Origin of the sequence: Ligilactobacillus agilis DSM 20509 (assembly GCF_001436215.1) — a bacterium.
Lineage (GTDB): Bacteria > Bacillota > Bacilli > Lactobacillales > Lactobacillaceae > Ligilactobacillus > Ligilactobacillus agilis.
In genome coordinates this window covers 63,114-88,645 of sequence record NZ_AYYP01000022.1, presented here as the reverse complement: position 1 = coordinate 88,645, position 25,532 = coordinate 63,114, and the positions used below count along the sequence as shown (strand labels likewise).

The window sequence follows — 25,532 nt, the reverse complement described above, 5'->3', positions numbered from 1 at the left end:
ATTTCCATTAGGTTCACCTCACTTTCTTTACTGATATTATAGCACTTTTGTTCGATGAATACACAGCATAAGGAGGCAAAAGGGTAAAAGTAGGTTCTAGAGAACCTACAGTGAGGGCTATCCCTCCAGTGGTTAAAACCACTGGTATCCCGCCCTAAATTAATGAATCTAGCCAATTACACGGAAGAACCAGACGAAATGACCCATAAAGTCGTAGCCGAATTAGCCAAAGCCAATATTAATCCAACCTTAACCACTAATTTCCAGGGAACCCTCATGGCTAAAGTGGTTTTCAATTCCGTGGTTAATACCTTATGTACCCTCTTTGAAATCACTATGGGTGAATACGCCGCCTTTGAAAAAGCAGACGAACTATCATTAGCATTGATTAACGAGGCCTATGATGTTTGCGAACGTGCGGGCGTTAAAATGTTAAACAGCCGTCAAGAAGAACTAGACACCGTTAACTACGTAAGTAAGGTAGCTAACCCGCTTCACTATCCTTCCATGTATCAAGATATGAGTAAAAATCGTCCGACCGAAGTTGACTACATCAACGGCTACCTAGTCGACTTAGGGCGTAAGTACAACTACGAAGCACATACCCACACCTTCTTAACCAACCTCGTGCACTTAGCGGAACATACCCGCCAACAACGCCAAAACTAGGCATAATCTACAAATAAACTTCCTTTAGAGTAGGTCCTAAAACACCTTACTCTAAAGGAAGTTTTTGTTTACTAAAATGTATTATTTCCACTAATACTAGTCTACTTGCTTATCTTTTTTCAGTATCTTATTTCAAAATAAATTAACCTAGTTAATCTCACGCCCCTCAGCATAAGCTTTTTTAGCCTCTGCTAACGTCATATGATTAGGGCCACCATCAATATTTGTTTCACCAGTATTTTGCCAACCACATTTATCACAAATATCATATACTGCAGTTAAAGTACCGCAAACAGGGCAGTGTACAAATTCACTACCATCAATTATAATTATGTTCTTTTTTGACTTATTCATTTAAGAAAATTTATTGGATCTACAACCTCTAAAATATGGATATTTTTATCCAAGTCACGTTGGATAATAGCAAAAAAATTATCTTTGAAGTCAATCTCATTATACCCTGTATCTCCATTATTATCAGGAAATTCCATCAAAAGAGTGTCACGATACGCATCATCACTAAAGCCATAATAGTTAGATACTCGATATTTAACCTTACTTAAATCTATTGCTTTCATTTTTATTATTCGCCTTTTCTTCAAATTCAATAAAATGTTCTAACAATGTTTTACCTTGAATCTTTGTATTCATGATTACTTTAGGATTTTCTGAAGGAATATATATTATATCGTCAGAATAAAATTGATATGTTATCCACCCTTTCTTATCCCCATATCCCTGATTATCAGAAGCGGGGCCTAGGTACCAATAGTGAGACCCTATTTTGAATTCTAGCTCTTCATGTACCCTTAAAGCTAAAAGAAATCTATCTGTCAATCCTTTCCAATCCAAGCCTTTCACCAACCATTCATCTATGACTATTTTCCCAAAATCTTGCTTTACTATTATTTCTTACAGCTTTAAAAATCGTTGGAATATTTTAGTTGTCCCCATTTTGATAAACCATAAAAAATAGTCCTTTGAAAACCTTGTTCAACCAAGATTTTCAAAGGACTACCAATTTAATTATTCAGCAACAGGGTAAACTGAAACTTGTTTCTTGTCGCGGCCTTTACGTTCGAATTTAACGACACCATCAACTTTAGCAAATAAAGTGTTGTCGCCACCCATACCAACGTTAACCCCTGGGTAAATACGAGTACCACGTTGACGGTAAAGGATTGAACCACCTGTAACAGTTTGACCGTCAGCACGCTTTGCGCCTAAACGCTTTGAACGTGAGTCACGACCGTTAGCTGTGGAACCGCCCCCCTTTTTGTGGGCGAAGTATTGTAGGTTCAATAACATATCAGTGCACCTCCCGGAAACTAATCTAAACTAATATATTTCTGATATTCTGCTTGCTTGACTAAATCGCTGATTCCAAGCTCTAATGCAGCTAATAAAATTTGAACACCCGGTTTGTCAAGATCTTTCGTTCCAACCTCTAAGCGTAAAAAACCACCTTCAGTCGGATCCTCTACCACCAGGGGTTCAATCTTAACAAGTTGCTCCAAACTATTAACCGTATTAATCGCCAAAACGGAAACAGCCGCACACACAATGTCAAAGCCAGAGTCGGCATAACCGGCATGCCCGTACATTTCGAAGGCAGTGATTAAATCACCCTTCTTAGTAAACTTTGCATGTATCATGTAATCACTTCTTTAAATTAAGCGTTGATTGCATCGATAACAACCTTAGTGTAAGGTTGACGGTGACCCTTCTTTGTGTGTGAGTGCTTCTTAGGCTTGTACTTGAAAGTAACAACCTTCTTAGCACGGCCTTGCTTTTCAACAGTACCTGTAACAGTAGCACCTTCAACTAATGGTGTACCAATAACAGTCTTTTCACCACCAACGAAAACTACTTGATCAAAAGTAACTGTTTCACCTGCATTAGCAGCCAACTTTTCAACGTAGATAGCTTGACCAGCTTCTACCTTAAGTTGCTTACCACCTGTCTTAATAATTGCGTACATTAATGTGCACCTCCTTGTTTATACTTAGACTCGCCGTAATGTAGTGATTTGCCTTAGCAAATGCTTAGAAAACTTAAAACGAGCGGTTGCAGCTGTGACATGCACAAATACAACATTGATAGCTTATCAAATATTCACCTAAACGTCAAGCAGTTTTATGATTTAAAAATGATTTTTTTCACGCTACTTTTTCGGTTTAAAAACTAATCTTAAAAACTTGTTTTTAAGATAAAAATATTCTAAGATATTCATTAATAAGGTAGGAGACTGCCAACTTTTTATTACAGAAATGAGGAACTGTAGATGGATGAAAAGTTAAGAGCCGGCGTTTTAGGCGCCACTGGAATGGTTGGCCAACGCTTTGTGGCCATGCTTGAAAATCACCCCTGGTTTGAGGTAACTACTTTAGCTGCTAGCCCTCGTAGTGCGGGTAAGACTTATGCCCAAGCTGTTGACGGCCGCTGGAAAATGGAAACCCCTATTCCTGAAGCCGTTAAGGACTTAAAAATCTTAGATGTCAGCGAAGTTGAAAAAGTCGCTGCTCAAGTTGACTTCGTCTTTTCCGCTGTCAGCATGTCAAAAGATAAAATCAAAGCCATCGAAGAAGCCTATGCTAAAACAGAAACACCTGTAGTTTCTAATAATAGTGCCCACCGTTGGACACCAGATGTGCCAATGGTCGTACCAGAAATCAATCCTGAGCACTTTAAGGTCATCGACTACCAACGCAAACGGTTGGGAACCAAGCGGGGATTCATTGCGGTTAAACCTAACTGCTCTATTCAAAGCTATGCCCCTGCCCTTTCTGCCTGGTTAAAATTTGAACCTTACGAAGTGATTGCTTCTACTTACCAAGCAATTTCAGGTGCCGGTAAGAACTTTGATGATTGGCCAGAAATGAAGGGCAACATCATTCCATTCATTTCCGGTGAAGAAGAAAAATCAGAAAAGGAACCACTAAAGATTTGGGGTCAACTGGATGAAGCTAAGGGAGAAATCGTCCCTGCTACTAGTCCCGTAATTACAAGCCAATGTATTCGGGTCCCAATCCTTTATGGACACACTGCTACGGTTTTTGTTAAGTTTAAACAAAATCCTACTAAAGAAGAACTAGTGGCTGCCCTTGAATCCTACCAAGGTTTACCACAAAGCCTAAACCTCCCAAGTACCCCTAAGCAATTCATCCAATACCTTTCTGAAGATGACCGTCCTCAAGTCGCTAAGGACGTCAACTTCGAAAATGGGATGGGTATTTCCATTGGACGCTTGCGTAAGGACTCTGTTTACGACTGGAAGTTTGTCGGACTTTCACACAACACTGCTCGTGGTGCTGCTGGTGGTGGTGTCTTGAGCGCAGAACTACTAACCGCCCAAGGTTACATTACTAAAAAATAACTATTACTAAAAGACGGACTAACTTGATTTCTTAGCAAGCAAGTTAGTCCGTCTTTTTATTTTGGGCAGCTAAAAAATAAAGAGGCAAGTCAAGCTTACCCCTTTACTCTGTATGCAATTTAATGAATCGGGAGAGATTCGAACTCTCGACCGTCCGCTTAGAAGGCGGATGCTCTATCCAGCTGAGCTACCGATCCATTACTCAACAACAATATTTATTGTATTGTATTTATTTTGGCATGTCAATTATTTTTTCAAAAAAGTTAGCCCCAAACAAAAAGATGCCTTGATAATAAGGCACCCTTTCAGTTTGTTATTTCTAAGCTTGTAAATATTGCGCTTCAATTTCGCCAGCTGTAAAACCTAAATCAACTAAGCCAAATTTCAAGAAAATATGCCAAGCGTGCACAAAGGCAGCTTGATTATTTTCAAAGTAACTTTTATTTAATTGTTGCTCTAGAATTAAATAAACGGTATTTAGTGATTGGCTCGCCCACTTTTGCTCAATTTGCGCAAGTAGCTCATCATCAACTAGCATCTTATAAGTCCACTTACGTTCGTTTGCAATCTGCAAAAAGGCTTGTAAGGCATTACAATAGGCTTGCAAAGCAACTTGATTAGCTTGTATGCTCCCCATTAATTGGCCCAAATAGTAAATGACCAAGACATATTGTCCCGCCAGCTGTTCCTTTTCACTAAAGGTCTTACTTGGAACCAATGGCCGCAGGGGATAGTTACGCGCAAAGGTTAACATTTTCGTGATATCCATGATTACCCCTTAAAATAACGGCTATCCGTCCTAATTTCGATTGTGTCTAGATTTTCCAAGTACCAATCCTTTAAGAATTCATACTTAAATAATAAATCTAACCACGATAAGCAGTTAGCTTGATCTTGAACCTGCATTACCCAAGTATTTTCACTGTGGGCAAATAAGCTTAACCGGATGGTTGGTCCTAAGTCCAGGATGGCTTCCCCATCAATCCCCGTGGTCAACATATACCCGGCTTGCGAGGCCTTAATAAATAAACGGTCTAGTGCCTGTTGTGGTAGCTTAGAGCTAGTTAAAGGATAGAGCGCTTGGTTCGCAGCATCGAGGTAGCTAAAATCCACTTCATAGCCGTAGTCTTCTTTGAAGCACTTACCAACTGCAATTAATAAGTTAGCTAAGTTCTTGATTGCCTTAAACTGGTAACGTTTGCCGTAGTTAACAACCAGCAAGTTAGTCAGTGCCTGTGAGTTAAAGCTCAATAAGTGGCGCTTAAAGTTAATGTAAAATAGGCGCTGCTCCGTTTCCTTTTCGTAATAGTAAGCCCCAGCTGGGTCAGTTTCACTAGTTGCAAATAAAAAGTAACCAGTCTGACTGATTCCTTCAAAACTGTGGTGCAACTCTTTTTTACGCTCACTCGATTCTAAAATCATTGTGCTTGTTTGATGTAATTGTAGTAGGCGTTGAAGAAAAATTAAATAAAAGTCAGACTTACTATATTGCTGTGGATAGACCAGGTAAGCGCTATCTAATTGATAAGTGCTTAAAGCCAAAGCTGCTTCAAGCAACTCGTCAGTATCCTTGGTCTCACTTAGGACATCCAAGATTTCCGTAAACCTTATTCCGGCGGCTAAGTTAGCTTTTAATTGCTGATTATATTCAATTAACCGCCCCTTAGCCGTGAGTGAGGCAGAATGCCCCTTAGTCTCATGGTGGCCATCGGGATAAATTTCATTCTTAGTTTCAGTCATCTGCTCTCACCCCCTTAGTAGCAATTAAATCGGCAATATAATCGCGGTATAAGGATGCCACCTTATCTTCAAACATTTCGAAGCTGCCAAACTTAGCAACAATACTTTGTTTTTCGTAACCAATTAAGGTGTCCTCTTTAGACAAGGCTAGCACCTTTTCTTCGTTTTCCCGAATTTGTTTATAAGCACGATTGGCTTTTTCGTCTAACTCTGCTAACTCAGTCAGTTCTTCAACTAGCCTTTGTTTAGCTTCTTTTTGCTCTGCTGCTTTCCAAAAACCTGACCGCTCCTGGTTAGTCCTTTTCATCTTTTCACGCAGCTCTTCCTTTTTAGCATCACGTTTATCCTGGTCATCAATTAAGGCCTGCAGGCGGTCGCTTTCCTCTGAAATCTGCTTAATCTTATCACTATTGAGCCGCTTATTTTCAGCTTCTAAAGCAAAGGCCCGGGCTAACTTACCATATTCACCTTCATCAAAGATAAACTTCACGTTTAAGACATCCAGTTTGCCAAAGACCCGTCTTCCCCACCAATTACCAAAGTAAATTTGAAATTGCCCCACGGCAGTTTCTTCAAAGTAAAAAAACGGGTAGTTTTCTCGTAAGTAAGCAATTAATTTATGACTTAAGAAATCGCTGATTTCAGGATGAACGTCATAGATTAATTGTTCATTTTCATCCCCACCGACATGGCGGGCCCGGGTAATCTCCTTGGCGTAGCGACCACCATCAATTAACTGATAGACCAGTCGATCATCTTTGTTAGCAATTGCTTCTTCCAAGGTTTGTAAATACTTAATCTTGTTAGCAAGTGCGCCAGCCAACGTAGCTTGAGTCTGCTTGGGGTCAGATAAACTAAATTGATTTGTATTCGCCATCCGTATCTCCTCTTATTCTTTAAGAATTATTTCTAAATTCCCATAAATTTCTTCCTTATAATTCATATTACAAACAAAACTAACATTTCGCAATCTTTGACCACTAAATTTTTAAATTTAATTTCTAAAATACTTACTAATTATGTTAGTAACTTTGTCCTATCAAAAAATCCCCCTTAACTTTTTCAGTCAAAGGAGGACTTAACATTATTTGGCTAAGTATTGGCGTTGGTTAGCTTTAATGCCAGTTAAAACGTAGGCTGAAGCATCATTTTGCCAATCAAAATCAATGTCAGCTGCTAAGGTTAGGCCAGCCTTATAGAGCTGTTCGTATTCGGCAACACTAACCTTAGTTCTAGCTTTCAAAGCGGCGGCATGTCCGCATAACATCCGTTCAAAACCTGGTTGCAAGATGCCACTATAAAATTCACCTTCGGCCCCTGAGCCATAGCTAAACAACCCTAACCGCTGGCCTGCCCGTAAGCTGTCACTATTTTCTAGTAGTGACAGTAAACTTAAGTATAGCGAGCCGGTATAGAGGTTGCCCACCTGGCGGTTGTAGCTGCGGGCTGCTTCAAATTCATGACTCAAGTGGGTAGCAATCTGATCATCTGCTCCTTCAATCGCTAAGCGCAAGGCCTTCAAGCCCATCTTGGTATAAGGTAAGTGGAATAAGAGGGCAGCAAAATCCTGTAACTGTAAGCCGGTCTTTGATTGGTAAGCGGAAAAAACTTCTTGGAAAAAGTCCAAATAAACATTAGAAGAATATTTACCATCTACTAAAGCTTCCATATGCCCTAAGGGTCTCCAGAAATCCATAATGTCTTTAGTTAAGTAGCTGGCATCCTCTTCTAATGCCAAAATCCTAGGGTTAGCAGTCACTAACAGTGCAACTGCCCCGCCCCCTTGGGTTGGCTCACCAGGCGTATTTAACCCATAGCGAGCAATATCTGCCCCAATAACTAGTACCTTGCTTTGCGGATTTAGTGCAATGTGTCCCTTGGCAAGTTGGAGGCCGGCCGTGGCTCCATAACAAGCTTGTTTTAATTCGATTGCCCGAATATTGGCCTTTAAACCTAGTAATTCACTGAGATAAGCAGCTGCAGACTTAGAATTATCTACCCCAGATTCGGTTGCAAACAAGACTAGTTCTACCTGGTCTTTGTCGTCGGCCGTTAAGATTTTACTAGCAGCACTAGCAGCCAGGGTAACCACGTCTTGACTAGGCGGAATTACTGCCATTTTACTTTGACCAATTCCGATTAAATATTTATTGGGATCAACATTTCGTGCCTCTGCCAGTTCTGTCATATCAACATACAAATTAGAAGTGGCAAAGCCAATCTTATCAATTCCGATTTTCATTTATTTGTCCTGCTTTCTATAAAGAATAATCTTTTTCTATTATGCCACATTTCACTTAGCATGTGTTAGTATAAAGGTAAACAAGCATACGGGAGGGATTGCTATGCAAGCTGCAAAGTTAACTGTCTTTGGCATCGTACAAGGTGTCGGTTTTCGCTATATGACCAAGCAGGTGGCTGACGAACTAGGCGTAGTCGGTTTTGTCAAAAATCGAGTTGATGGCTCTGTTTACATCGAAGCCCAAGCAGAACCGCTAACCCTATATAAATTCATCAGCCAGATTAAAGCTGGGCCCAGTCCAGCCGGACACGTTGACCACGTTTCGGTCACCGAAATGAAACCTAAGGACTATCAAGATTTTCGGGTCGAATTTTATTAAAAATTCCCTTTTCTCAGCCTACCGCGATTGCAAAAAAAACAAGCTTACAGTATAGTTAAAGACGGTAGTCTATTTTGAAAGGGAATGAACAATGAAAAGAAAAAAATATTTAACATTAGGCTCACTATTCGTCATGGTCAGCCTATTTCTAAGTGGCTGTGTCCAACGAACAGCTAGTGGTAAACCATACGGTTTCGTGTATGAAAAGTTAGCTGTCCCAACACAACATATTATGGATGCCCTCTCTAACTGGCTAGGGGGGAGCGGTAATAGCTACGGTTGGGCAATTATCTTAATCACCTTTATTGTCCGCTTAGTTTTGATGCCGGTTATGCTCAGTCAGTTAAAAAAGAGCACGATTCAACAAGAAAAACTCGGCTCAATTAGACCGCAATTAAATGATATCCAAAAGCGTCAAAAGGAAGCCAAAACCCCTGAAGAGCGTGCCCAAATTAGTCAAGAAATGATGGCCTTATACAAAGAAAACAACATTTCGATGACGGGCGGAATTGGTTGCTTACCATTGCTTATCCAAATGCCAATCTTTGCCGCCCTCTATGCCGCTATCCAGTATTCCGAATTACTATCTAAGTCGACCTTTTACGGAATTAACTTGGGGCAACGAAGTTTTACCTTTGTGATTTTGACTTTCTTAATCTACGCACTCCAAGGCTGGTTGTCACTTCAAGGCGTTTCCGAAGAACAAAAGAAGCAAATGTCTTCTATGATGATTGTCAGCCCCGTAATGTTGGCCTTTATGACTTACATTTCTCCAGCCGGTTTAGGACTTTACTTCTTTGTTGGGGGGATTTTCGCATGTATCCAAACTCTGTTAATTAACATCATGCGTCCGCGCATTCGGGCTAACATTGAAGCAGAACTTAAAGCCAAGCCTGCTAAAACGGTGATTGCTAAAGAAAGCCAACCAACTGTCGTTAAGCAACCAGCTAAGGCTAGTGCTCCTAAAACCCATAATCGAAAGCGCAATGCCGGTAAGCAAAGACATAAGCATAAGTAAAAAGTAGCACTAAAAAAATCCGACTCCCAAATGGGAATCGGATTTTTTTAAGCTTTATTTTCAGTTTCTTTAGGTTCTGTAACCAAAGGTAACGTTATTCTAAAAACAGACCCCTGGTTAACAACACTTTCAACAGCTAATTTACCATGATAACCTTCAATTAGTCTGCGAGCAATCGCTAAGCCTAAGCCATTACCACCCTTGTCACGACTACGTGCTTTATCAACCCGGTAGAAGCGGTCAAATATCTTAGCTAGGTTTTCTTCAGAAATACCTTCACCAAAATCTTGAACTACTATTTGAACGTGGCGTTGGTCTTTCGCCATCGTCATATGAACTTCCTTGCGCTCCCGTGAATACTTAACCGCATTATCCAGCAAAATAATTAGAACTTGTTCTAAGTGATTCCGATAAATCTTGGTAATGGTTGGTTTTTTCAAGTCATTATCAAGCACAAAAGTAAATTCGGGATGTATCATTTGAAAGTTATTAAAGACTTGCAACCCGACCTCACGTGCATCTGTCTCCTCTTGGGCAAACTGAACTTCCACTTGTTCGGCCCGCGACAAGTCTAACATCTCTTGGACCAAACTCTTCATGCGGGTAATTTCTTGTAAGGAAGCGGCAATCGATTCACTTAAAATCTCAGGGTCGTCTTTTCCCCAGCGATTCAACAGGTCTAAATGGCCTTGAATGATGGCCACAGGAGTCCGCAACTCATGGGAGACGTCCTCAACAAATTGCTGCTGCTGTTCGATGTAGCGTTGCATCCGATCTAACATGTCGTTAAATAGTAAACTCAGCTCAGATAATTCATCGTGTTGGTTTAAGACCGGTACCCGGACATTGGCCAAGGCGTCCCCTTCTTCGTCGTCATTAATCTTACCGATTGTCTCATTTAGAAGATCAACCGGACGTAAGAGCCATGAAGATAAACCATAGGCTAACATCCCACTCGCCAATGCAGCGGTAAGTCCAAAGACAAGGAAGATTAACATTAACTTACGCTTGGTGTTCTCATAGTCAATCAACCTATTGGTAACTTGAACATAACCAATCACTTGGTGGGTGGCTTTGGACTTGACCACTTGGCTAGTCACAAAAACACTAACCCCATCAATTTTAGTTAGATGATCGACATTAGAACCATCCTTATGAAACTTAACAGGCACCTTACGCGAGGCAAAAATTTCATCCCCTGACAGGTTATACACACTCAAACCAATATTTTTACGCGATAAAGTCACAAAGACCGAATCACTATACAATACTGATGGGCGCGCTGTTGATCTAACTTCTGCCAAAGCCGAACTTAAATCAGTCCTAACTTTATCTGCCGTAAGTTCATTATCGTTGACAGCCAGCTTATTGATAGCAGTCGATAATGCTTCACTAGCATACTGCTGTTCTTGCCGCAATAACAAGCTGGAAAAACTTTGATAAAGTAGCACCGAAAAGACCAAGAAAATCAATAACACTCCTAGCCCTGTCGCCACCGACCATTTTAACTTCAGGGAAAAAAAGTGCTTATCCTCGCGGGGAGTTTTTCTTACTTCCATCTTAGGAACGCATTACATATCCTGTTCCACGCACAGTTTGGATGTAGCTATCTTCACCTGGTCGATCAATTTTGTTGCGTAGATAACGGATATATACATCTACCACATTTGTTTCAATTTGAGTCTCGTAGCCCCAAACCTTCTTAAGTAAAACGTCACGTGCCAAGACCACGTTAACATTTTCCATCAAAGCTAATAATAACTCGTATTCACGCTTAGTTAATTCAATAATTTCATCACCACGACGAACCACGCGGTTTTCCTTTTCAATCGTTAAGTCACGGTAAGTAACGGTTGTTTGCTTAGAAGCATTTTGTTCGCTTTCTAAATCTACCCGTCGTAATACCGCGCGTAAACGAGCCAATAATTCTTCGATTGCAAATGGCTTAACAATATAATCGTCTGCACCATGGTCCAAGCCAGAAACCCGGTCAATAACGGAGTCGCGCGCAGTCATCATAATAATTGGGGTGTTTTTTACTTGGCGGACACGACGGCAGACTTCTAACCCGTTTAATTCTGGCAACATTAAGTCTAGTAAAATTGCATCCCAATCTTTTTCTAGCGCTACCTCTAAGCCTTCACGCCCATTTTTGCATGCAAATGTGTCGTAGCCTTCGTGTTGTAATTCTAATTCGACAAAACGAGCAAGGTTTTTTTCATCTTCGATAATCAAAATTTTACTCATTAATTGTTTTCCTCCTAATTTTAATTAACTTTTTGTTTGGATTATTACTTTTCTTTAACCTACATTTGCAATTTTACCATTTTATTGCCGGTTTTCCTATATATAATTCTCATTAGTAGGACAAATTCATTAAAAAATCCCAATTAAAGCAAAAAGAGCCAGCCCTAACAACTAGCTCTTCTTGTTTAAACATCAATTTTTATTCTTCGTGATACCATTCGTAGTGGAAGCTACCTTCACGGTCAGTCCGTTCATAAGTATGAGCACCAAAGTAGTCACGTTGAGCTTGGATAATATTAGCAGGTAAGACTGCAGAACGATATTGATCGTAGTAGGTAATTGCAGCTGTAAAACCAGGGCAAGCAACGCCGGCTTTAATTGCTAAGGCAGCCACATCTCTAACGGCATCTTGGTACTTAGCGGTAATATCCTTGAAGTAGTCATCTAACATCAAGTTCTTCAAATCCGCATTACGTTCAAAGGCATCCGTAATCTTTTGAAGGAATTGGGCCCGAATAATGCAGCCTTCACGCCAAATCATTGCCAATTGGCCAAACTTCAAATCCCAATCATAGTGTTCTGAAGCCAAGCGTAATTGTTCAAACCCTTGTGCATATGACATAATCTTGCTAAAGTACAATGCCTTGCGGATTTTTTCAATGTAAGCTTGCTTATCTAATTCACCGATTGTAGCTTTAGGTGCTGGTAAAACTTCACTAGCAGCTACCCGTTCGTCCTTAAAGGTAGAAATATAGCGGGCATATACTGATTCAGTAATTAAGGATTGTGGTACCCCTAATTCCAATGCACTTTGGGAACTCCACTTACCAGTCCCCTTATTACCAGCCCGGTCCAAAATCATGTCAACGATTGGTTTATCACTACCTAAGTCATCCTTACGAGTAAGGATGTCAGCGGTGATATCGATTAAGTAACTGTTTAACTCTGAAGACCGCCAGTCTTCGAAAATCTTGGCAATCTCTTCGTTAGACAAGCCCAATACGTTGCGTAACAAGTTATATGATTCCGCGATTAATTCCATATCACCGTATTCAATCCCGTTATGAACCATCTTAACATAGTGCCCTGCACCATTAGGCCCAATGTAAGTTACACATGGCTTACCGTCTTCAGCCTTAGCAGCAATTTGTTCTAAAATTGGAGCGACAAGGTCGTATGCTTCCTTTTGACCACCTGGCATCAATGATGGTCCTTCTAAGGCGCCCTTTTCACCACCAGAAACACCCATACCGATGAAGTTAATATCAGAATTGTCTAATTCTTGGTTACGGCGAATGGTATCTTCAAAGAAGGTATTACCACCATCAATTAAAACGTCACCCTTTTCAAGGTAAGGCATTAATTGCTTGATAGTTGCGTCAGTTGCTTTACCAGCCTTAACCATCATAATAATTCGTCTTGGCTTTTCTAGTGATTTAACAAAGTCTTCGATTGTATAACTTGGTACCAAGTTCTTGTCTGGGTGATCAGCTACAACTTTTTCTGTCTTTGAACCAGTCCGGTTATAAACAGCCACTGTGTAGCCCCGGCTTTCAATATTTAAAGCCAAATTCTTCCCCATAACAGCCATTCCGATGACACCAATTTGTGGTTTATCCATTTTGAAACCTCCCGCATAATTACTACATTTACTTAGCTAATCATACCAAAAAAAGAATTGAAATTAAAGTAACAAGTTTTAAATAATCCGTATTCTTCATTAAAAAAACTTGTGTTTACTTATAACTAGCCAACCTTTTTCTTAACCACCTTGGGTTTACGCGTCCCATCAACCGTTGCCTTCGTGATGATGACTTCCTCAATATCTTCCCGGCTTGGAATATCAAACATGATGTCCCGCATGGTATTTTCAATAATCGAACGTAACCCCCGGGCCCCCGTATTTCTTTCGATTGCTAAGCGCGCAACTTCCTTCAAAGCAGGAGCTTCAAATTTAAGTTTCACACCGTCAAGCTCTACTAGCTTAGTGTATTGCTTAACTAATGCATTCTTTGGTTCAGTCAAGATTCGCACTAAATCATCTTCGGTCAATTTTTCTAAGGCGGTTAAGATTGGCAACCGGCCAATAAATTCAGGAATCAACCCAAATTTTAATAAGTCTTCGGGGATAATTTGTTGCATTACACTCTTTGATTCATCGAATTGTTGCTTAGAATCTGTGCCAAACCCAATGGTCTTTTCACCCAAACGATTCTTCACCATCGTTTCGATGCCATCAAACGCTCCCCCAACAATAAAGAGGATATTGGTCGTATCAATCTGAATGAATTCTTGTTGTGGATGCTTTCTGCCACCTTGTGGTGGTACGTTAGCGATTGTTCCTTCAAGAATCTTAAGCAAGGCCTGTTGAACTCCTTCACCCGAAACATCCCGCGTAATCGAGACATTTTCGCTCTTCTTGGCAATCTTATCGATTTCATCGATATAGATAATTCCGCGTTCTGCACGTTCAACATCATAATCCGCATTTTGCAATAACTTCAAGAGAATATTTTCAACGTCTTCCCCTACGTAACCTGCTTCGGTCAAGGTAGTTGCATCAGCAATGGCAAAGGGAACGTTTAAAATCTTAGCTAGACTTTGGGCAAGGAATGTTTTCCCTGAACCAGTCGGACCAACCAAACAGATATTAGACTTCTGTAGTTCAGTTTCGTCGGCTTCGATATTAGAGTTAATCCGCTTGTAATGATTATATACTGCCACAGCTAAGGTCCGCTTAGCTTCTTCTTGCCCAATCACATACTGATTCAAAATATCAACAATTTCCTTAGGAGTTGGTACTTCCGTTAACTCTTCTTGAACTTGAGCCTTTGATTCACTTTCAATGATTGATTGTGCAAGTTCAACACACTCATTACAAATATAAACCCCTGGTCCTGAAATCATGCTGTTTACTTGTGTTTCTGATTTACCACAAAAAGAACAAGTTACGGGGCCATTATTATCTGTATTTTCGTACATTTCTTTACCACCCTATATTTCTTTCAAATACTAATTAAATCCATTCTAACAGACATTTTCAAGAAAGGCTAATGCTTAGCTTATTTTCACTAAAAAACGCCCAGGTATAATGGAATTTCACCACACCCAGGCGTTTATTATACTAACCTTTACTAATAAATGCTACTAATTAGTCGTTAGCTTCTTCTTTTGGTTCAAGAGTTTGCTTAGCAGAATCAGCAATCAATTCTACTGCTTTACGAACAGAAATGTCGTGGTCAAGCATGTCGTCTGATAAAGCAGAGCGAACTGCCTTTTCATCCATATTGTATTGCGCTGCTAAATTCTTAATTTCGTTGTTGATTTCTTCTTCAGAAGCCTTCAAACCTTCTGCAGCAACAACTGCTTCTAAAACAAGGTTAGTCTTAACGCGTTCTTCAGCACCATCTTCAAATTGCTTGCGTAAGTCTTCTTCCTTAGTCCCAGTTAATTGGTAGTACATTTCTGGGCTAATACCTTGTTGTTGCATCCCACTTAAGTATTGATCTAATTGACGTTGAACATCGTCTTCAATCATAGCAGCAGGAATTTCACCGATAGTTGCATTCTTAACTGCAGCAGCAATTGCTTCTTCTTGAACTTGGTTCTTAGCAAATTCTGCCTTGTTCTTAGCTAATTCTTCCTTAATCTTAGCCTTCAATTCAACTAAAGTTTCAACTTCTTCATCAACGTCCTTAGCAAATTCATCATCTAAGGCTGGTAATTCCTTAGTCTTAACTTCGTGAATTGTAGTAGTGAAGACAGCATCCTTACCTTGTAAGTCTTCTGCTTGGTAGTCTTCTGGGAAAGTAACTTTAACTTCCACAGTTTCACCAGCTTTGTGACCAACTAATTGATCTTCAAAGCCTGGGATAAATGTGTTTGAACCTAATTCTAATGAATGGTTTTGTGCTGAACCACCATCGAAGGCTTCACCATCAACTTTACCTTCAAAGTCGATAACCACTGTATCACCATTTTCAGCTGGTGCATCTTCCTTCAAAACTAATTCAGCTTGTTGTTGTTGACGACGCTTTAATTCTGCGTCTACATCTTCATCAGTAACTTCAGTGTTTTGCTTAGTTACTTCAAGATCCTTGTATTGGCCTAATTCAACTTCTGGTTGAACAGTAACCTTAGCTGTTAAGACCCAAGCTGATTCCTTTTCCATTGATTCAACATCAATTTCAGGTTGAGCAACTGGCTTGATGTCAGTTTCCTTGATAGCAGCTTCATAAGCGGCTGGTAAAACAGCGTTTAAAGCATCTTGGTATAAAGCTTCTTCACCATACATCTTGTTAAAGATTTGACGAGGAACCTTTCCCTTCCGGAAACCAGGTACGTTTAATGATTTCTTGACACGGTTAAAAGCGATGTCTAAACCTTCTTTAACTTGTTCAGGCGCAATTTCAAAAGTAAGTTTACCTTCGTTAGTGCCTTCTTGTTTTTCCCATTTTGCAGACATTATTTTCCCTCCGAGCAAATATTTTCTACAATTATTAATTGCATACTAATTAAGTTTACCCTAGAAAACCTTATTTGTAAATGTTTTGCACCCATTTTAAGCAAATAAAAAACTCGGAACATAAATTCCGAGTTTCTTATAAAACATTACGTTAGTATTAGTCGTCGATTTCTGAAACGACACCGGCACCAACAGTACGGCCACCTTCACGAACAGTGAACTTAAGACCTTTTTCGATGGCAACTGGAGCGATCAATTCAACAGTAAATGTAACGTTGTCCCCAGGCATAACCATTTCCACACCTTCAGGTAATTCGATAACACCTGTAACGTCAGTTGTGTGGAAGTAGAATTGTGGACGGTAGTTTGAGAAGAATGGAGTGTGACGTCCACCTTCTTCTTTAGTTAAGACATAAACTTCACCCTTGAACTTCTTGTGAGTTTGGATTGAGCCTGGCTTAGCTAAAACTTGACCACGTTCAACTTGTGTACGGTCAACACCACGAAGTAAAGCACCGATGTTATCGCCGGCTTCACCTTCGTCAAGTGTCTTACGGAACATTTCAACACCAGTAACAGTTGTCTTAACAACATCGTCTTTCAAACCAACGATTTCAACTTCGTCACCAACTTTAACTGTACCACGGTCGATACGACCAGAAGCAACAGTACCACGACCTGTGATAGTGAAGACATCTTCAACAGGCATCAAGAATGGCTTGTCAGTTGGACGTTCTGGAGTTGGGATGTATTCGTCAACAACGTTCATTAATTCTTCGATTTGCTTTTCAGCTTCTGCATCGCCTTCAAGAGCCTTCAATGCAGAACCACGGACAACAGGAATGTCATCACCAGGGAAGTCGTATTCTGATAATAAGTCACGAACTTCCATTTCAACTAAGTCTAACAATTCTTCATCGTCAACTAAGTCGCACTTGTTCAAGAATACAACGATGTATTCAACACCAACTTGGCGAGCTAACAAGATGTGTTCACGAGTTTGTGGCATAGGACCATCAGTAGCAGCAACAACTAAGATAGCACCATCCATTTGAGCAGCACCAGTGATCATGTTCTTAACGTAGTCAGCGTGTCCTGGAGCGTCAATGTGAGCGTAGTGACGAGTTTCTGTTTCGTATTCAACGTGGGCAGTGTTGATAGTGATACCACGTTCACGTTCTTCTGGAGCAGCATCGATAGAAGCGTAGTCAGAAGCTTCTGCCAATCCTTTTTCAGCTAAAACCTTTGTGATAGCTGCTGTTAAAGTAGTTTTACCGTGGTCAACGTGGCCGATTGTACCAATGTTAACGTGGGGTTTTGTTCTTTCGTAATGTTCTTTTGCCATTTAAAACGAACCTCCTGATATTTTGCAAGAAATACCCTCAATATCAAAATTGACGATAATCCTTTAATTTTTATTATACTACTTTCCTAAGAGAAAACCAAGCCTTTCTTAGCTAGCTTAGCTCGTTAAGAAAGAATTCCTTGAACTATTATATAGAGGCTAATTAACTTTGTAAATACTTAAATGAAAAATTTGTTGAAAAAAATTACTGCCAGGCTTTTTCCCAAGTGGCTAAACTTTTCTCGACCTTTTTCCTTAGTATCATTACTTGTTTTTCAAGCGTAGCCTTACTATTTTCGTCCACTAACAGATAATACCATTGTTGGTAGTCTCCTAGCAAGTTTTTAGCCTTGGTAAAGTCAGGATATAGCAGCATTAATACTAATTTTAATTCCGCCTGCTGCCAAAGCGCATCTAACTTACCTTCATTGACTTTTTTTGCAAACAACTGCTCTTGTGCTTGAACTGCCGGATCATCTTCAAATGCTACTAACTGGCTTGGAACTAATTCTAGTTCCTCTTCAAAGAAGGTTCTAATTTTAACCGGCTTGGAGTAAGCTAGTTTTTGTAAATCACTCAAGGCCGTATTTCTAATTAGAGGGTGCACATCTTGGTCGACTAAAATCGGAATCACACCTTGTAGCCAGACCTCCTTGGCTAAACTATAGGCATCTTGATATATTCTTCTTTGTTGCTTTAACTCAAAGGCCCCTAGGTGACTAAAACTTTTACTTAACTGAGTATCTTCTCCAGTTTCAAGGAGCGTTTTTACCACTAGCGTTTGTTCAGCCTCATTAAGGTAGGGGCTTATTTGGCTAACTAGCTGCCATAACTTAATATTTTGCCCGCCCTTGACCCCGACTTGGAGGTACTGTTTAAACCACCCATTTCTAGCTAAATAATCGTTTAAATAATCACTTGCTAATTGATAGGCCGCGCTGTAATCGGCGGTAGCCACTAAGGTTTGAAATAACATATAATTGGTCCGCAAGGTTTGCTTTTGCAAATATAGCTTACTCAAAATTTGTTTGGCCTTAAGGTAATCCTTCTTTTCATAACAGGTTTGCGCCTGTTCAAATTCACTAATACTAATCGCACTCACCCCTTTGACAATAAAGCTGCGATAAAAACGAAGGTACCTTACCCGCTTTTACCACAGCTTTGCAGTTAATTAATTCTTATTCTTAGCTTTTTTATGACCGTGATATTGGTTAATTTCCATAATTACCGGCAAAATCACAGGGTGCCGCTTGGTTTGCTCATATAAGAAGTGATTTAATTGTTCCCGCACATCTTGCTTTAAATGACTCCAATCAAACTCCTTATTATCTAAATTACTTTGCACAACCTTGGTCACAATTTCAGCACTTTCTGCCATTAAGTCGCGGCTAGTCTTAACGTAAACAAAGCCGCGTGAGGTAATTTTAGGACTGTCGACAATCTTTTTCTTGCGCCGGTCAATCGTTACTACCGCAATAAAAATACCATCTTCTGATAAAATCTTGCGATCACGTAAGACAATATTACCGATATCCCCTACACCTAAACCATCAATCATGGTATTACCGGCCTCAACAGAGCCAACTACTAGCATCTTGCCATTACTATACTCAGCAACGTCACCCTTAGCTAGGATGAAGATGTTTTCAGCAGCCATCCCCAGTTCTCTTGCCCATTGCGCGTTAGCTGCTAGCAAGCGGTACTCACCTTGGACTGGGATAAGATATTGTGGGTGCAATAAGTTTAACAACAGTTGCAAATCATTTCGGCTTGCGTGACCAGAGGAGTTAAATTCATCAGAAATTGCCTTGACGTCCCCGCCAGCACGGTAAATCATATCCCGGGTCTTAGCCACCATTGTTTCTACTGCGTGAGAAGGAGTAGTGGTGATAAACACCAGGTCGCCTTCATGGATGTTGATATGGCGATGCCGGCCTAAAGCCATTTTTTGCAATGATTTTAACGGCTCACCCGAACGCCCCGTTTCTAAGATAACCACCTGTTCATCAGGTAATTTCTTAATTTCGTCTAGACTAACTAAAATGTCATCGGTCGGTAAGGTTAACTTGCCCCGTTTCATAGCAGTTCTAACCACTTTTTCAACGTCATGTCCTGTTAAAGCGACCTTGCGTTCATTAGCTGCAGCCGCGTCAAAAATTTGTTGCACCCGCAAAATGTTAGATGCTACACAGGCCACAATAATTCTACCCCGCCGGTATTCAAAGGTTTCACTGATGAAATCATAGATTTCGTGTTCATTAACGATTTCCTTAGGATTTTCAGCGTTGGCGGAATCACTTAAGAGGGCCAATACCCCTTCTTGTCCTAGCGAAGCCAGTCGACCTAAATCCGTTTGATAGCCCCGCGTTGCAGTCTGATCAAACTTAAAGTCACCGGTATAAACGATATTTCCCTCAGTCGTTTTGAGGACAATCCCCAATGATTCAGGGATTGAGTGCGTCGTTTTGAAAAAGGATACCGTTGCACTGGTAAAATCAATCTCTGTTTCCGCATTAATAATGTGGAAATCTTTAAACTTACGTGCTTGCTCTTCGTTTTCGCAGGCAATCTTAGCCAATGCGATTGTCAACTCGGAACCAAATACAGGCACATTAAATTCAGACACAAAATATGGTAAAGCACCGATTGCATCAGCGTGTCCGTGGGTTAAAAAGACCCCCACAATCTTATTAGCATTTTCACGCAGATAGGTAAAATCTGGAATCACAATGTCAATCCCTAATAATTCATTTTCGGGATATTTTAACCCGCAATCCAAGATAAAAATACTATCGGCTACCTCGACAGCGTACATGTTTTTAGCATTTTCACGTACCCCGCCTAAAGGGATTATCTTTATATTCGCCATCATAACCCTCCTTTTAGAGTTCTAATTTTGCTAATACTTCTTTTGTTTCAACGTCATTCAAAGCTAGTAATGGTAAGCGTGTCGCTCCCACCTCAATGCCAAGATGATTTAGCGCAGCTTTGACAGGGGTTGGTGATGGATAAGAGAAAAGAGTTTCCATCTTAGGTGTTAAAGCCCTCATCAAACTAGCTGCTTCCGCTAAATTACCCTTAGCTAGAGCTTGATACATTGCTTGCATTTCTAAGCCATAAATGTGGCTCGCCACAGAAATAATTCCCTGAGCCCCTACTGCTTTAGCAGCCAACGCATCAGCATCTTCTCCTGAGTAAACTAAAAAGTCAGCCGGAGTTTGTTCTACTAACTTAGCTAACCCCACATTGCCCGTGCAATCCTTAATTCCAATGATATTAGGATGCTGTGCCAATTTGGCTACGGTAGCAACTTCCATTGTCACTCCAGTCCTGCCAGGAATATTGTAGATAAAAATTGGTAAATCACTCGCGTCAGCCACGGCTTCAAAGTGGGCAATCATCCCCTTTTGGTTGGGCTTATTATAGTAAGGAACTACCACTAAGGCTGCATCTACACCCTCAATAGCAGCTACTTCCTTGGTAAAGGCGATTGTCTGCTTAGTATTATTGGAACCAGTGCCAACCATCAATGGTACCCGGCCAGCAATAATTTTAGCCGCTGCTTTGATTAAGGCTAGCTTTTCATCATGTTCTAGGGTTGGGCCTTCACCCGTCGTCCCATTTACTAATAACCCTTCAGTACCTGTAGCCAATAAATGATTAATTAATTTCTCCAATCTTGTTAAACTAAGTTCACCCTTTTCATCAAAGGGAGTAACCATTGCGGTTAAAATTTCTGTATTGTCAAACTTCATCTCGTTACCTTCCTTAGCTTTACTTGCTATTTTCTCAAATCGTCAGTAATGACGTGCTTGTGAGAAAGTCGCTTATTCGTATATCACTGAAGGTTAATTATACCATATTCTTAACTAATAAGCGATTTTCTCAATTAAAAAGGCAGCAAAGCCATTAGACCCTGCTGCCTTAAAAATTTTATTAACGACGTAAACCTAAGCTCTTGATTAATTCACGGTAACGTTGTACGTCAGTCTTACGTAAGTATGCTAATAAGTTACGACGGTGACCAATCTTCTTCATCAAACCACGTTGTGAAGCGAAGTCCTTCTTGTGTTGACGAATGTGTTCGTTTAACTTGTTGATGTCAGCTGTTAATAAAGCAATTTGTACTTCTGCTGAACCTGTGTCACCTTCGTGACGAGCATACTTTGCCATGATTTCACTTTTTGTCATAATTTTATCCACCTTTCAAAATGTTGCCCCAAACCGAGTAAGTCGTCGGTGTCGTCGCCAAACTAAGTTAGGGGTCTAGTACTTTTTTACCGTACCTAATAATTTTACTAGATTAGTAATTAAATTACAAGCTTTAAATTGACAATCTGATGTCAAGGAAATTTTCTTGACACTTATCGTATTTTTTTATTGCATTGTTTTCATGCCTCTTGTATAATGATTACTGTTGAAAATTTATATGATACCGTTTCGGAATCATTTACCGGAGGTGAAATTGATGCCAATTATTAAATCCGCTATCGAACGTGTAAGAACAAACGAAAAAGCTAACGCAAAAAACTCAGCACAATTAAGTCAAATGCGTACTGCTATCAAGAAATTCGAAAAAGCTAAGACTGCTGGTGCAGAAAACACGGAAGAATTATACCGTGCTGCTGTTTCTGCAGTTGACAAGGCCTTATCAAAGGGTCTTATCAAGGCTAACAAGGCTGCTCGTGACAAGTCACGTATGGCTGCTCGCTTAGCCAAGTAAGAAAGCATAAAAAAGCTAGGAACGAATGTTCCTAGCTTTTTTTATTTTACATATTCCAACATAAACAGTTGAAACAATAGCTCCGCTTCCTGTTGGGTTGATTTAAGCTTCTTTTCCACTGCAACTAACCCTAAATAGGCGCTGGCTAAATCTTTTAGGGCAAACCGATACTGCCTAATGTTTCTTAAGGCAATCTTTACCCGGTATGGGTGCGCCTTTAATACTTGCGCGATGTTTCCTTGTGCGTAACCTTTAGCAGCGAGGACTTGAATTTGGATTAACAACCTAAATTGCCCTAGCAAAATCGCATTTAACTTTAACGGCTCTTCTTTTTGCTCTAGCAAGTCATGGTATAAACCTAAGGCTGCCTGAACTTTTTTAGCTAGCACTAAATCAACTAGTTTAAAAACATTTTGTTCTAGTGACCGAGTTACCATCCGCTCAACTTGAGCTACCGTAATTTCTCTTGTTTCCATTGCTAACAAGGTCAACTTGGGTAATTCAGCCATTATCCGGGTCAAATTAGCATCCGTACGCACAAGCAATTCTTCAAGCGCCTCAGCAGTAATTGTATATCCCTTTGCTTGTAATTCTTCTTTTAACCTTTGACGAATTTCACCCTCACTTGCAGGCGCTGCATCAACTAGTACCGCGGCCTTTTTTAATTTCTTCGTAACCTTTTTACGCTCGTCTAACTTAACATAAGGGGCTAAAAATACTAAGACAGTAGTTGGCTCCGGATTATCTAAATAGTTCATTAGCCCATCTATATCATGCTCTACCTTACTTTTTTTACTCTCAGCCGTCAAAAATAAGGGGCGCTTAACAAAAACCAACCTCTTATCGCCAAAAAATGGAATCTCTAAAGCGTCGTTCAAAGCTTCAACTAAAGGCGTCGTCTCCATGTCGTAGGCCCCCACGTTAAACTCCCGCTCTTCTTTAGGAACTAATTTTAAAAAAGCTTCTTTGGCTTGGTTAATGCTATATTCCTCGGCACCTAAAACTAGGTAAACCGGCGCACACTCACCTTGAGCTAGCTTTTTTTCCAATTCACTTACTTTCATCAAAATATCAACTTTCTTTTAATTTAAAATCTAATCCAAAAAGCTACTAGTACCTGTCTGCTGGGCAAAATCGACTAACTTAGTTCCGAAAAAATCGGTCTCTATCTTTATCATCCCCCGCTGAGCTGTCAAACGATAGGGAATGTTAGCCGCAGCCAAAGTAGCAAGCGTCTCTGGGTGGGGGTGACCATAACGATTGTGTCTGCCCGCAGAAATAATCACTAACTGCGGCTTAATTTTGCCTATGAACCTAGGATCAGATGAAGTTTTGCTACCATGGTGGCCCACCTTCAAGACCGTTGCAGTTAAATTAGGATACTTTGCTAGCAACACTAACTCATTAGCACGATCTAGATCTCCCATAAACAAGTAACTAGTCCGTTTTAAATTGTACCATAAAACCAGCGAACATTCATTGGTTCCCTTTCCTGCCGTAAACGGGTGTAACAGTTTAACTTGCCTTAAGGTGGCGGAATTACCAACCGTTACCGGCCAAATCTTAGTTTGACTTAACCTTGCTTGTCGCACCCGCCCTTGAAACGAAGGTAACTTCTCCATCCCGGCCGGAATAAAAATCTGCTTGATTGTTATTACTTGACTTAGGCTCGGAAAATTACCCACGTGATCACTATCTTGGTGAGTCAAAACCAGCTGATCAATCCGCCCGACCCCTTTACTCAATAAGTAATTAGCAATCACGGTCTGCCCCGCCGTCTTACTTTGCCGGACTTGCCATTTTTCCTTGGTAAATGCCACCTTACCACCTGTATCAATTAACGTCACCGTCCGGTTAAATTTATCTCTAATCAAGGTTGCGTCTCCTTGACCTACATCGAAATAAACCACTTCACTTGTAAGGGGCAAGTGAATCATCATAAAGGTTAACCCATAGGTCAGCAATAAACAGATAACTAACCTTTTCTTTGGTTTAACCAATAGCAATAACGTTAACCCTAGCCAAAAACAAACTATAGTTAACGGCGGTTTTCCAAAAACGACTTCCATTGGCAGCCGTTTTAACAAGGCAAAACCCAGGCTACAAGCAGTTAAAACTTGGTTGCACAGCGGCCTTAACCAATGACACATAGTTCCCAAAACTACGCTTGGTAAAATCAACCATTCAAAAATGGGGATTATTAAAATAGTCAGCGCCATCGTCAGTAAATTCCACTTGTATGTTTGCCATAAGATTAAGGGTAAACTAAGTAGATTTAAATAAACACCTAACTTAATATCACTAAGCTTAGGGGCAATTAAAATCATCAAGGTTAATAAGTAACTTAACTGGGCACCTAAACTAAAGACGACTGCAGGATTAACTAGTAAATTGACGAGCACAACTAGTGACCATGAATTCAACGAATTCCAAGGCCGAACCCCTAACAATTTCATTAAATTGGCTATAAAAACCATCCCACTTGCTCTTAATAGGCTTAACGATGCTCCTCCCAGGAGGGCGTAGATTGGAATGATACATAAAGTCAGTAAATTAGTAGCTTCTTGACTTAGTTTTACTAACCTACAGATTCGCTTAATAACTAACAGCAGGTAAAAAACATGCATGCCCGATAGACAAAATAGGTATAAGAGCCCTAAATTACGAATTTGGTCTAAGGTATCAGCGAAGACTTGGGGTTGATAACCTATCAATAAGACCGCGGCGTAATTTCCCAACGGCTGTGGTAAGCGGGCAAAATAAAGCATCAACCTCCTGCGCACCTCATGAAGTTGCCCCACTAAGCCTGGTTTTTTCTCAGGCTGCGGACTAGCTGCTTGAATATAAATCGAATTGGCAATCTTCTTTGTTTCACAAAAACGACGGTAATCAAATTCGTTTTCGTTCGTAGGAACATTAATTCCGTTAATTTTACCAGTAAAGTCAACTTGCAAGTTTGCCTGATTTTCAAGCCACCATTGCTGCTGGTCTTGATTCTTTAATTGGTAAAAGGCTTGGACCTTTTGTTTTATCTGCGGACAGTAGGCTTCCAACGTCACTAGATTGCCATTGACCTTAGTTTGATCAGCATACACCTGCAGTTGCCCCGTTATGGGTGTCTGCTTTGGATAAATTTTACTTTGAAAACTTCTTTGAAAGTTAATGACACTTAGTGAAAAACACAGCGCAAATACTAGGTTCCCTATTAGAATTCGTGGTTGCTTCAAACAAACCATTCTAACCAGTAGTAATAACCAGATACTAAGACCAAGCCATGTGAAATTAAGCCATAAAAAACTGAGTGAAATCGCACTTAGTGCCGCTAAAA

At 40.3% G+C, this 25,532-nt stretch carries 26 protein-coding genes, 1 tRNA gene, 1 pseudogene and 1 other annotated feature; of the genes and pseudogenes, 5 read left to right on the top strand and 23 right to left on the bottom strand.

Going from position 1 to position 25,532, the window contains the following annotated elements; all coding sequences use genetic code 11:
• Positions 1-162 precede the first annotated feature (162 nt).
• Positions 163-669, top strand: a pseudogene (locus FC14_RS03725) (ketopantoate reductase family protein); the annotation flags it as partial.
• Between the two features lie 147 nt (positions 670-816).
• Here the strand turns inward: FC14_RS03725 and FC14_RS03720 are convergent.
• The 6 genes from FC14_RS03720 to rplU all read right to left on the bottom strand — a co-directional run bounded on the left by FC14_RS03720 (position 817) and on the right by rplU (position 2,650).
• On the bottom strand, positions 817-1,023 hold the full coding sequence (locus tag FC14_RS03720; protein ID WP_056976528.1) for a CPCC family cysteine-rich protein: 207 nt from the start codon (positions 1,021-1,023) through the stop codon (positions 817-819).
• On the bottom strand, positions 1,020-1,247 hold the full coding sequence (locus FC14_RS03715; RefSeq protein ID WP_056976527.1) for a hypothetical protein: 228 nt from the start codon (positions 1,245-1,247) through the stop codon (positions 1,020-1,022). Before FC14_RS03715 ends, FC14_RS03720 begins: the two co-directional genes overlap by 4 nt.
• Entirely contained in the window at positions 1,225-1,530 is a 306-nt protein-coding gene (locus tag FC14_RS03710) for a hypothetical protein (protein WP_235804499.1), read from the bottom strand. Before FC14_RS03710 ends, FC14_RS03715 begins: the two co-directional genes overlap by 23 nt.
• A 165-nt stretch (positions 1,531-1,695) precedes the next feature.
• Positions 1,696-1,977 (bottom strand): 50S ribosomal protein L27, encoded by a 282-nt coding sequence (rpmA, locus tag FC14_RS03705; protein WP_050612439.1) that lies wholly within the window; start codon positions 1,975-1,977, stop codon positions 1,696-1,698.
• Between the two features lie 20 nt (positions 1,978-1,997).
• Complete coding sequence (locus FC14_RS03700) at positions 1,998-2,324, bottom strand: ribosomal-processing cysteine protease Prp (RefSeq protein WP_056976526.1); 327 nt, start codon at positions 2,322-2,324, stop codon at positions 1,998-2,000.
• 17 nt (positions 2,325-2,341) lie between these two features.
• On the bottom strand, positions 2,342-2,650 hold the full coding sequence (gene rplU / locus FC14_RS03695; RefSeq protein WP_050612441.1) for a 50S ribosomal protein L21: 309 nt from the start codon (positions 2,648-2,650) through the stop codon (positions 2,342-2,344).
• Between the two features lie 16 nt (positions 2,651-2,666).
• Positions 2,667-2,748: a sequence feature (ribosomal protein L21 leader region), on the bottom strand.
• A gap of 205 nt (positions 2,749-2,953) precedes the next feature.
• Between rplU and asd the strand changes: the two genes are divergently transcribed.
• Complete coding sequence (gene asd / locus FC14_RS03690) at positions 2,954-4,045, top strand: aspartate-semialdehyde dehydrogenase (protein ID WP_056976525.1); 1,092 nt, start codon at positions 2,954-2,956, stop codon at positions 4,043-4,045.
• A 123-nt stretch (positions 4,046-4,168) separates the two neighbouring features.
• Here asd and FC14_RS03685 read toward each other — a convergent pair.
• The 5 genes from FC14_RS03685 to FC14_RS03665 form a co-directional block, all read right to left on the bottom strand.
• Positions 4,169-4,242 (bottom strand) — tRNA-Arg (locus FC14_RS03685).
• A gap of 122 nt (positions 4,243-4,364) precedes the next feature.
• Positions 4,365-4,814 carry a hypothetical protein gene (locus tag FC14_RS03680; RefSeq protein ID WP_056976524.1) on the bottom strand — a complete coding sequence of 150 codons (450 nt, stop codon included), beginning with the start codon at positions 4,812-4,814 and terminating at the stop codon, positions 4,365-4,367.
• A 2-nt stretch (positions 4,815-4,816) separates the two neighbouring features.
• A complete protein-coding gene (locus FC14_RS03675) occupies positions 4,817-5,785 on the bottom strand; it encodes a hypothetical protein (protein ID WP_056976523.1) in 969 nt (322 codons plus the stop codon).
• Entirely contained in the window at positions 5,778-6,662 is an 885-nt protein-coding gene (locus tag FC14_RS03670; RefSeq protein WP_056976522.1) for a hypothetical protein, read from the bottom strand. Before FC14_RS03670 ends, FC14_RS03675 begins: the two co-directional genes overlap by 8 nt.
• Before the next feature lie 207 nt (positions 6,663-6,869).
• Entirely contained in the window at positions 6,870-8,027 is a 1,158-nt protein-coding gene (locus tag FC14_RS03665; protein WP_056976521.1) for a hydroxymethylglutaryl-CoA synthase, read from the bottom strand.
• 103 nt (positions 8,028-8,130) lie between these two features.
• Here FC14_RS03665 and FC14_RS03660 point away from each other — a divergent pair, with 103 nt between their 5' ends.
• Both FC14_RS03660 and yidC read left to right on the top strand, forming a co-directional pair.
• Complete coding sequence (locus FC14_RS03660; RefSeq protein ID WP_050612447.1) at positions 8,131-8,406, top strand: acylphosphatase; 276 nt, start codon at positions 8,131-8,133, stop codon at positions 8,404-8,406.
• Between the two features lie 91 nt (positions 8,407-8,497).
• Positions 8,498-9,424, top strand: a complete 927-nt coding sequence (gene yidC / locus FC14_RS03655) for a membrane protein insertase YidC (protein ID WP_056976520.1) — start codon at positions 8,498-8,500, stop codon at positions 9,422-9,424.
• A gap of 47 nt (positions 9,425-9,471) precedes the next feature.
• On the opposite strand, the gene FC14_RS03650 is transcribed toward yidC, so the two are convergent.
• The 10 genes from FC14_RS03650 to rpsO form a co-directional block, all read right to left on the bottom strand.
• Positions 9,472-10,983 carry a HAMP domain-containing sensor histidine kinase gene (locus tag FC14_RS03650; RefSeq protein WP_056976519.1) on the bottom strand — a complete coding sequence of 504 codons (1,512 nt, stop codon included), beginning with the start codon at positions 10,981-10,983 and terminating at the stop codon, positions 9,472-9,474.
• Between the two features lies 1 nt (position 10,984).
• Positions 10,985-11,671 (bottom strand): response regulator transcription factor, encoded by a 687-nt coding sequence (locus FC14_RS03645; protein WP_050612450.1) that lies wholly within the window; start codon positions 11,669-11,671, stop codon positions 10,985-10,987.
• A gap of 199 nt (positions 11,672-11,870) precedes the next feature.
• A complete protein-coding gene (gene gndA, locus FC14_RS03640) occupies positions 11,871-13,292 on the bottom strand; it encodes an NADP-dependent phosphogluconate dehydrogenase (RefSeq protein ID WP_050612451.1) in 1,422 nt (473 codons plus the stop codon).
• Between the two features lie 125 nt (positions 13,293-13,417).
• A complete protein-coding gene (clpX, locus tag FC14_RS03635) occupies positions 13,418-14,653 on the bottom strand; it encodes an ATP-dependent Clp protease ATP-binding subunit ClpX (protein WP_050612452.1) in 1,236 nt (411 codons plus the stop codon).
• A 169-nt stretch (positions 14,654-14,822) separates the two neighbouring features.
• Positions 14,823-16,136 carry a trigger factor gene (gene tig / locus FC14_RS03630; protein WP_050612453.1) on the bottom strand — a complete coding sequence of 438 codons (1,314 nt, stop codon included), beginning with the start codon at positions 16,134-16,136 and terminating at the stop codon, positions 14,823-14,825.
• A 157-nt stretch (positions 16,137-16,293) separates the two neighbouring features.
• Positions 16,294-17,481, bottom strand: a complete 1,188-nt coding sequence (gene tuf, locus FC14_RS03625) for an elongation factor Tu (protein WP_056976518.1) — start codon at positions 17,479-17,481, stop codon at positions 16,294-16,296.
• Between the two features lie 205 nt (positions 17,482-17,686).
• On the bottom strand, positions 17,687-18,583 hold the full coding sequence (locus FC14_RS03620; RefSeq protein WP_056976517.1) for a hypothetical protein: 897 nt from the start codon (positions 18,581-18,583) through the stop codon (positions 17,687-17,689).
• A gap of 69 nt (positions 18,584-18,652) precedes the next feature.
• A complete protein-coding gene (locus FC14_RS03615) occupies positions 18,653-20,350 on the bottom strand; it encodes a ribonuclease J (protein ID WP_056976516.1) in 1,698 nt (565 codons plus the stop codon).
• A gap of 13 nt (positions 20,351-20,363) precedes the next feature.
• Complete coding sequence (gene dapA, locus FC14_RS03610; protein ID WP_056976515.1) at positions 20,364-21,236, bottom strand: 4-hydroxy-tetrahydrodipicolinate synthase; 873 nt, start codon at positions 21,234-21,236, stop codon at positions 20,364-20,366.
• A 181-nt stretch (positions 21,237-21,417) separates the two neighbouring features.
• On the bottom strand, positions 21,418-21,672 hold the full coding sequence (rpsO, locus tag FC14_RS03605; protein ID WP_050612458.1) for a 30S ribosomal protein S15: 255 nt from the start codon (positions 21,670-21,672) through the stop codon (positions 21,418-21,420).
• Positions 21,673-21,949: 277 nt separating this feature from the next.
• Here rpsO and rpsT point away from each other — a divergent pair, with 277 nt between their 5' ends.
• Positions 21,950-22,204: a 30S ribosomal protein S20 gene (gene rpsT / locus FC14_RS03600; RefSeq protein WP_056976514.1), complete on the top strand. Its 255-nt coding sequence runs from the start codon at positions 21,950-21,952 to the stop codon at positions 22,202-22,204.
• Positions 22,205-22,245: 41 nt separating this feature from the next.
• Here rpsT and holA read toward each other — a convergent pair whose 3' ends face one another.
• Complete coding sequence (gene holA / locus FC14_RS03595; protein ID WP_056976513.1) at positions 22,246-23,268, bottom strand: DNA polymerase III subunit delta; 1,023 nt, start codon at positions 23,266-23,268, stop codon at positions 22,246-22,248.
• Positions 23,269-23,298: 30 nt separating this feature from the next.
• Positions 23,299-25,440, bottom strand: a complete 2,142-nt coding sequence (locus FC14_RS03590) for a DNA internalization-related competence protein ComEC/Rec2 (RefSeq protein WP_235804498.1) — start codon at positions 25,438-25,440, stop codon at positions 23,299-23,301.
• Positions 25,441-25,532 lie beyond the last annotated feature (92 nt).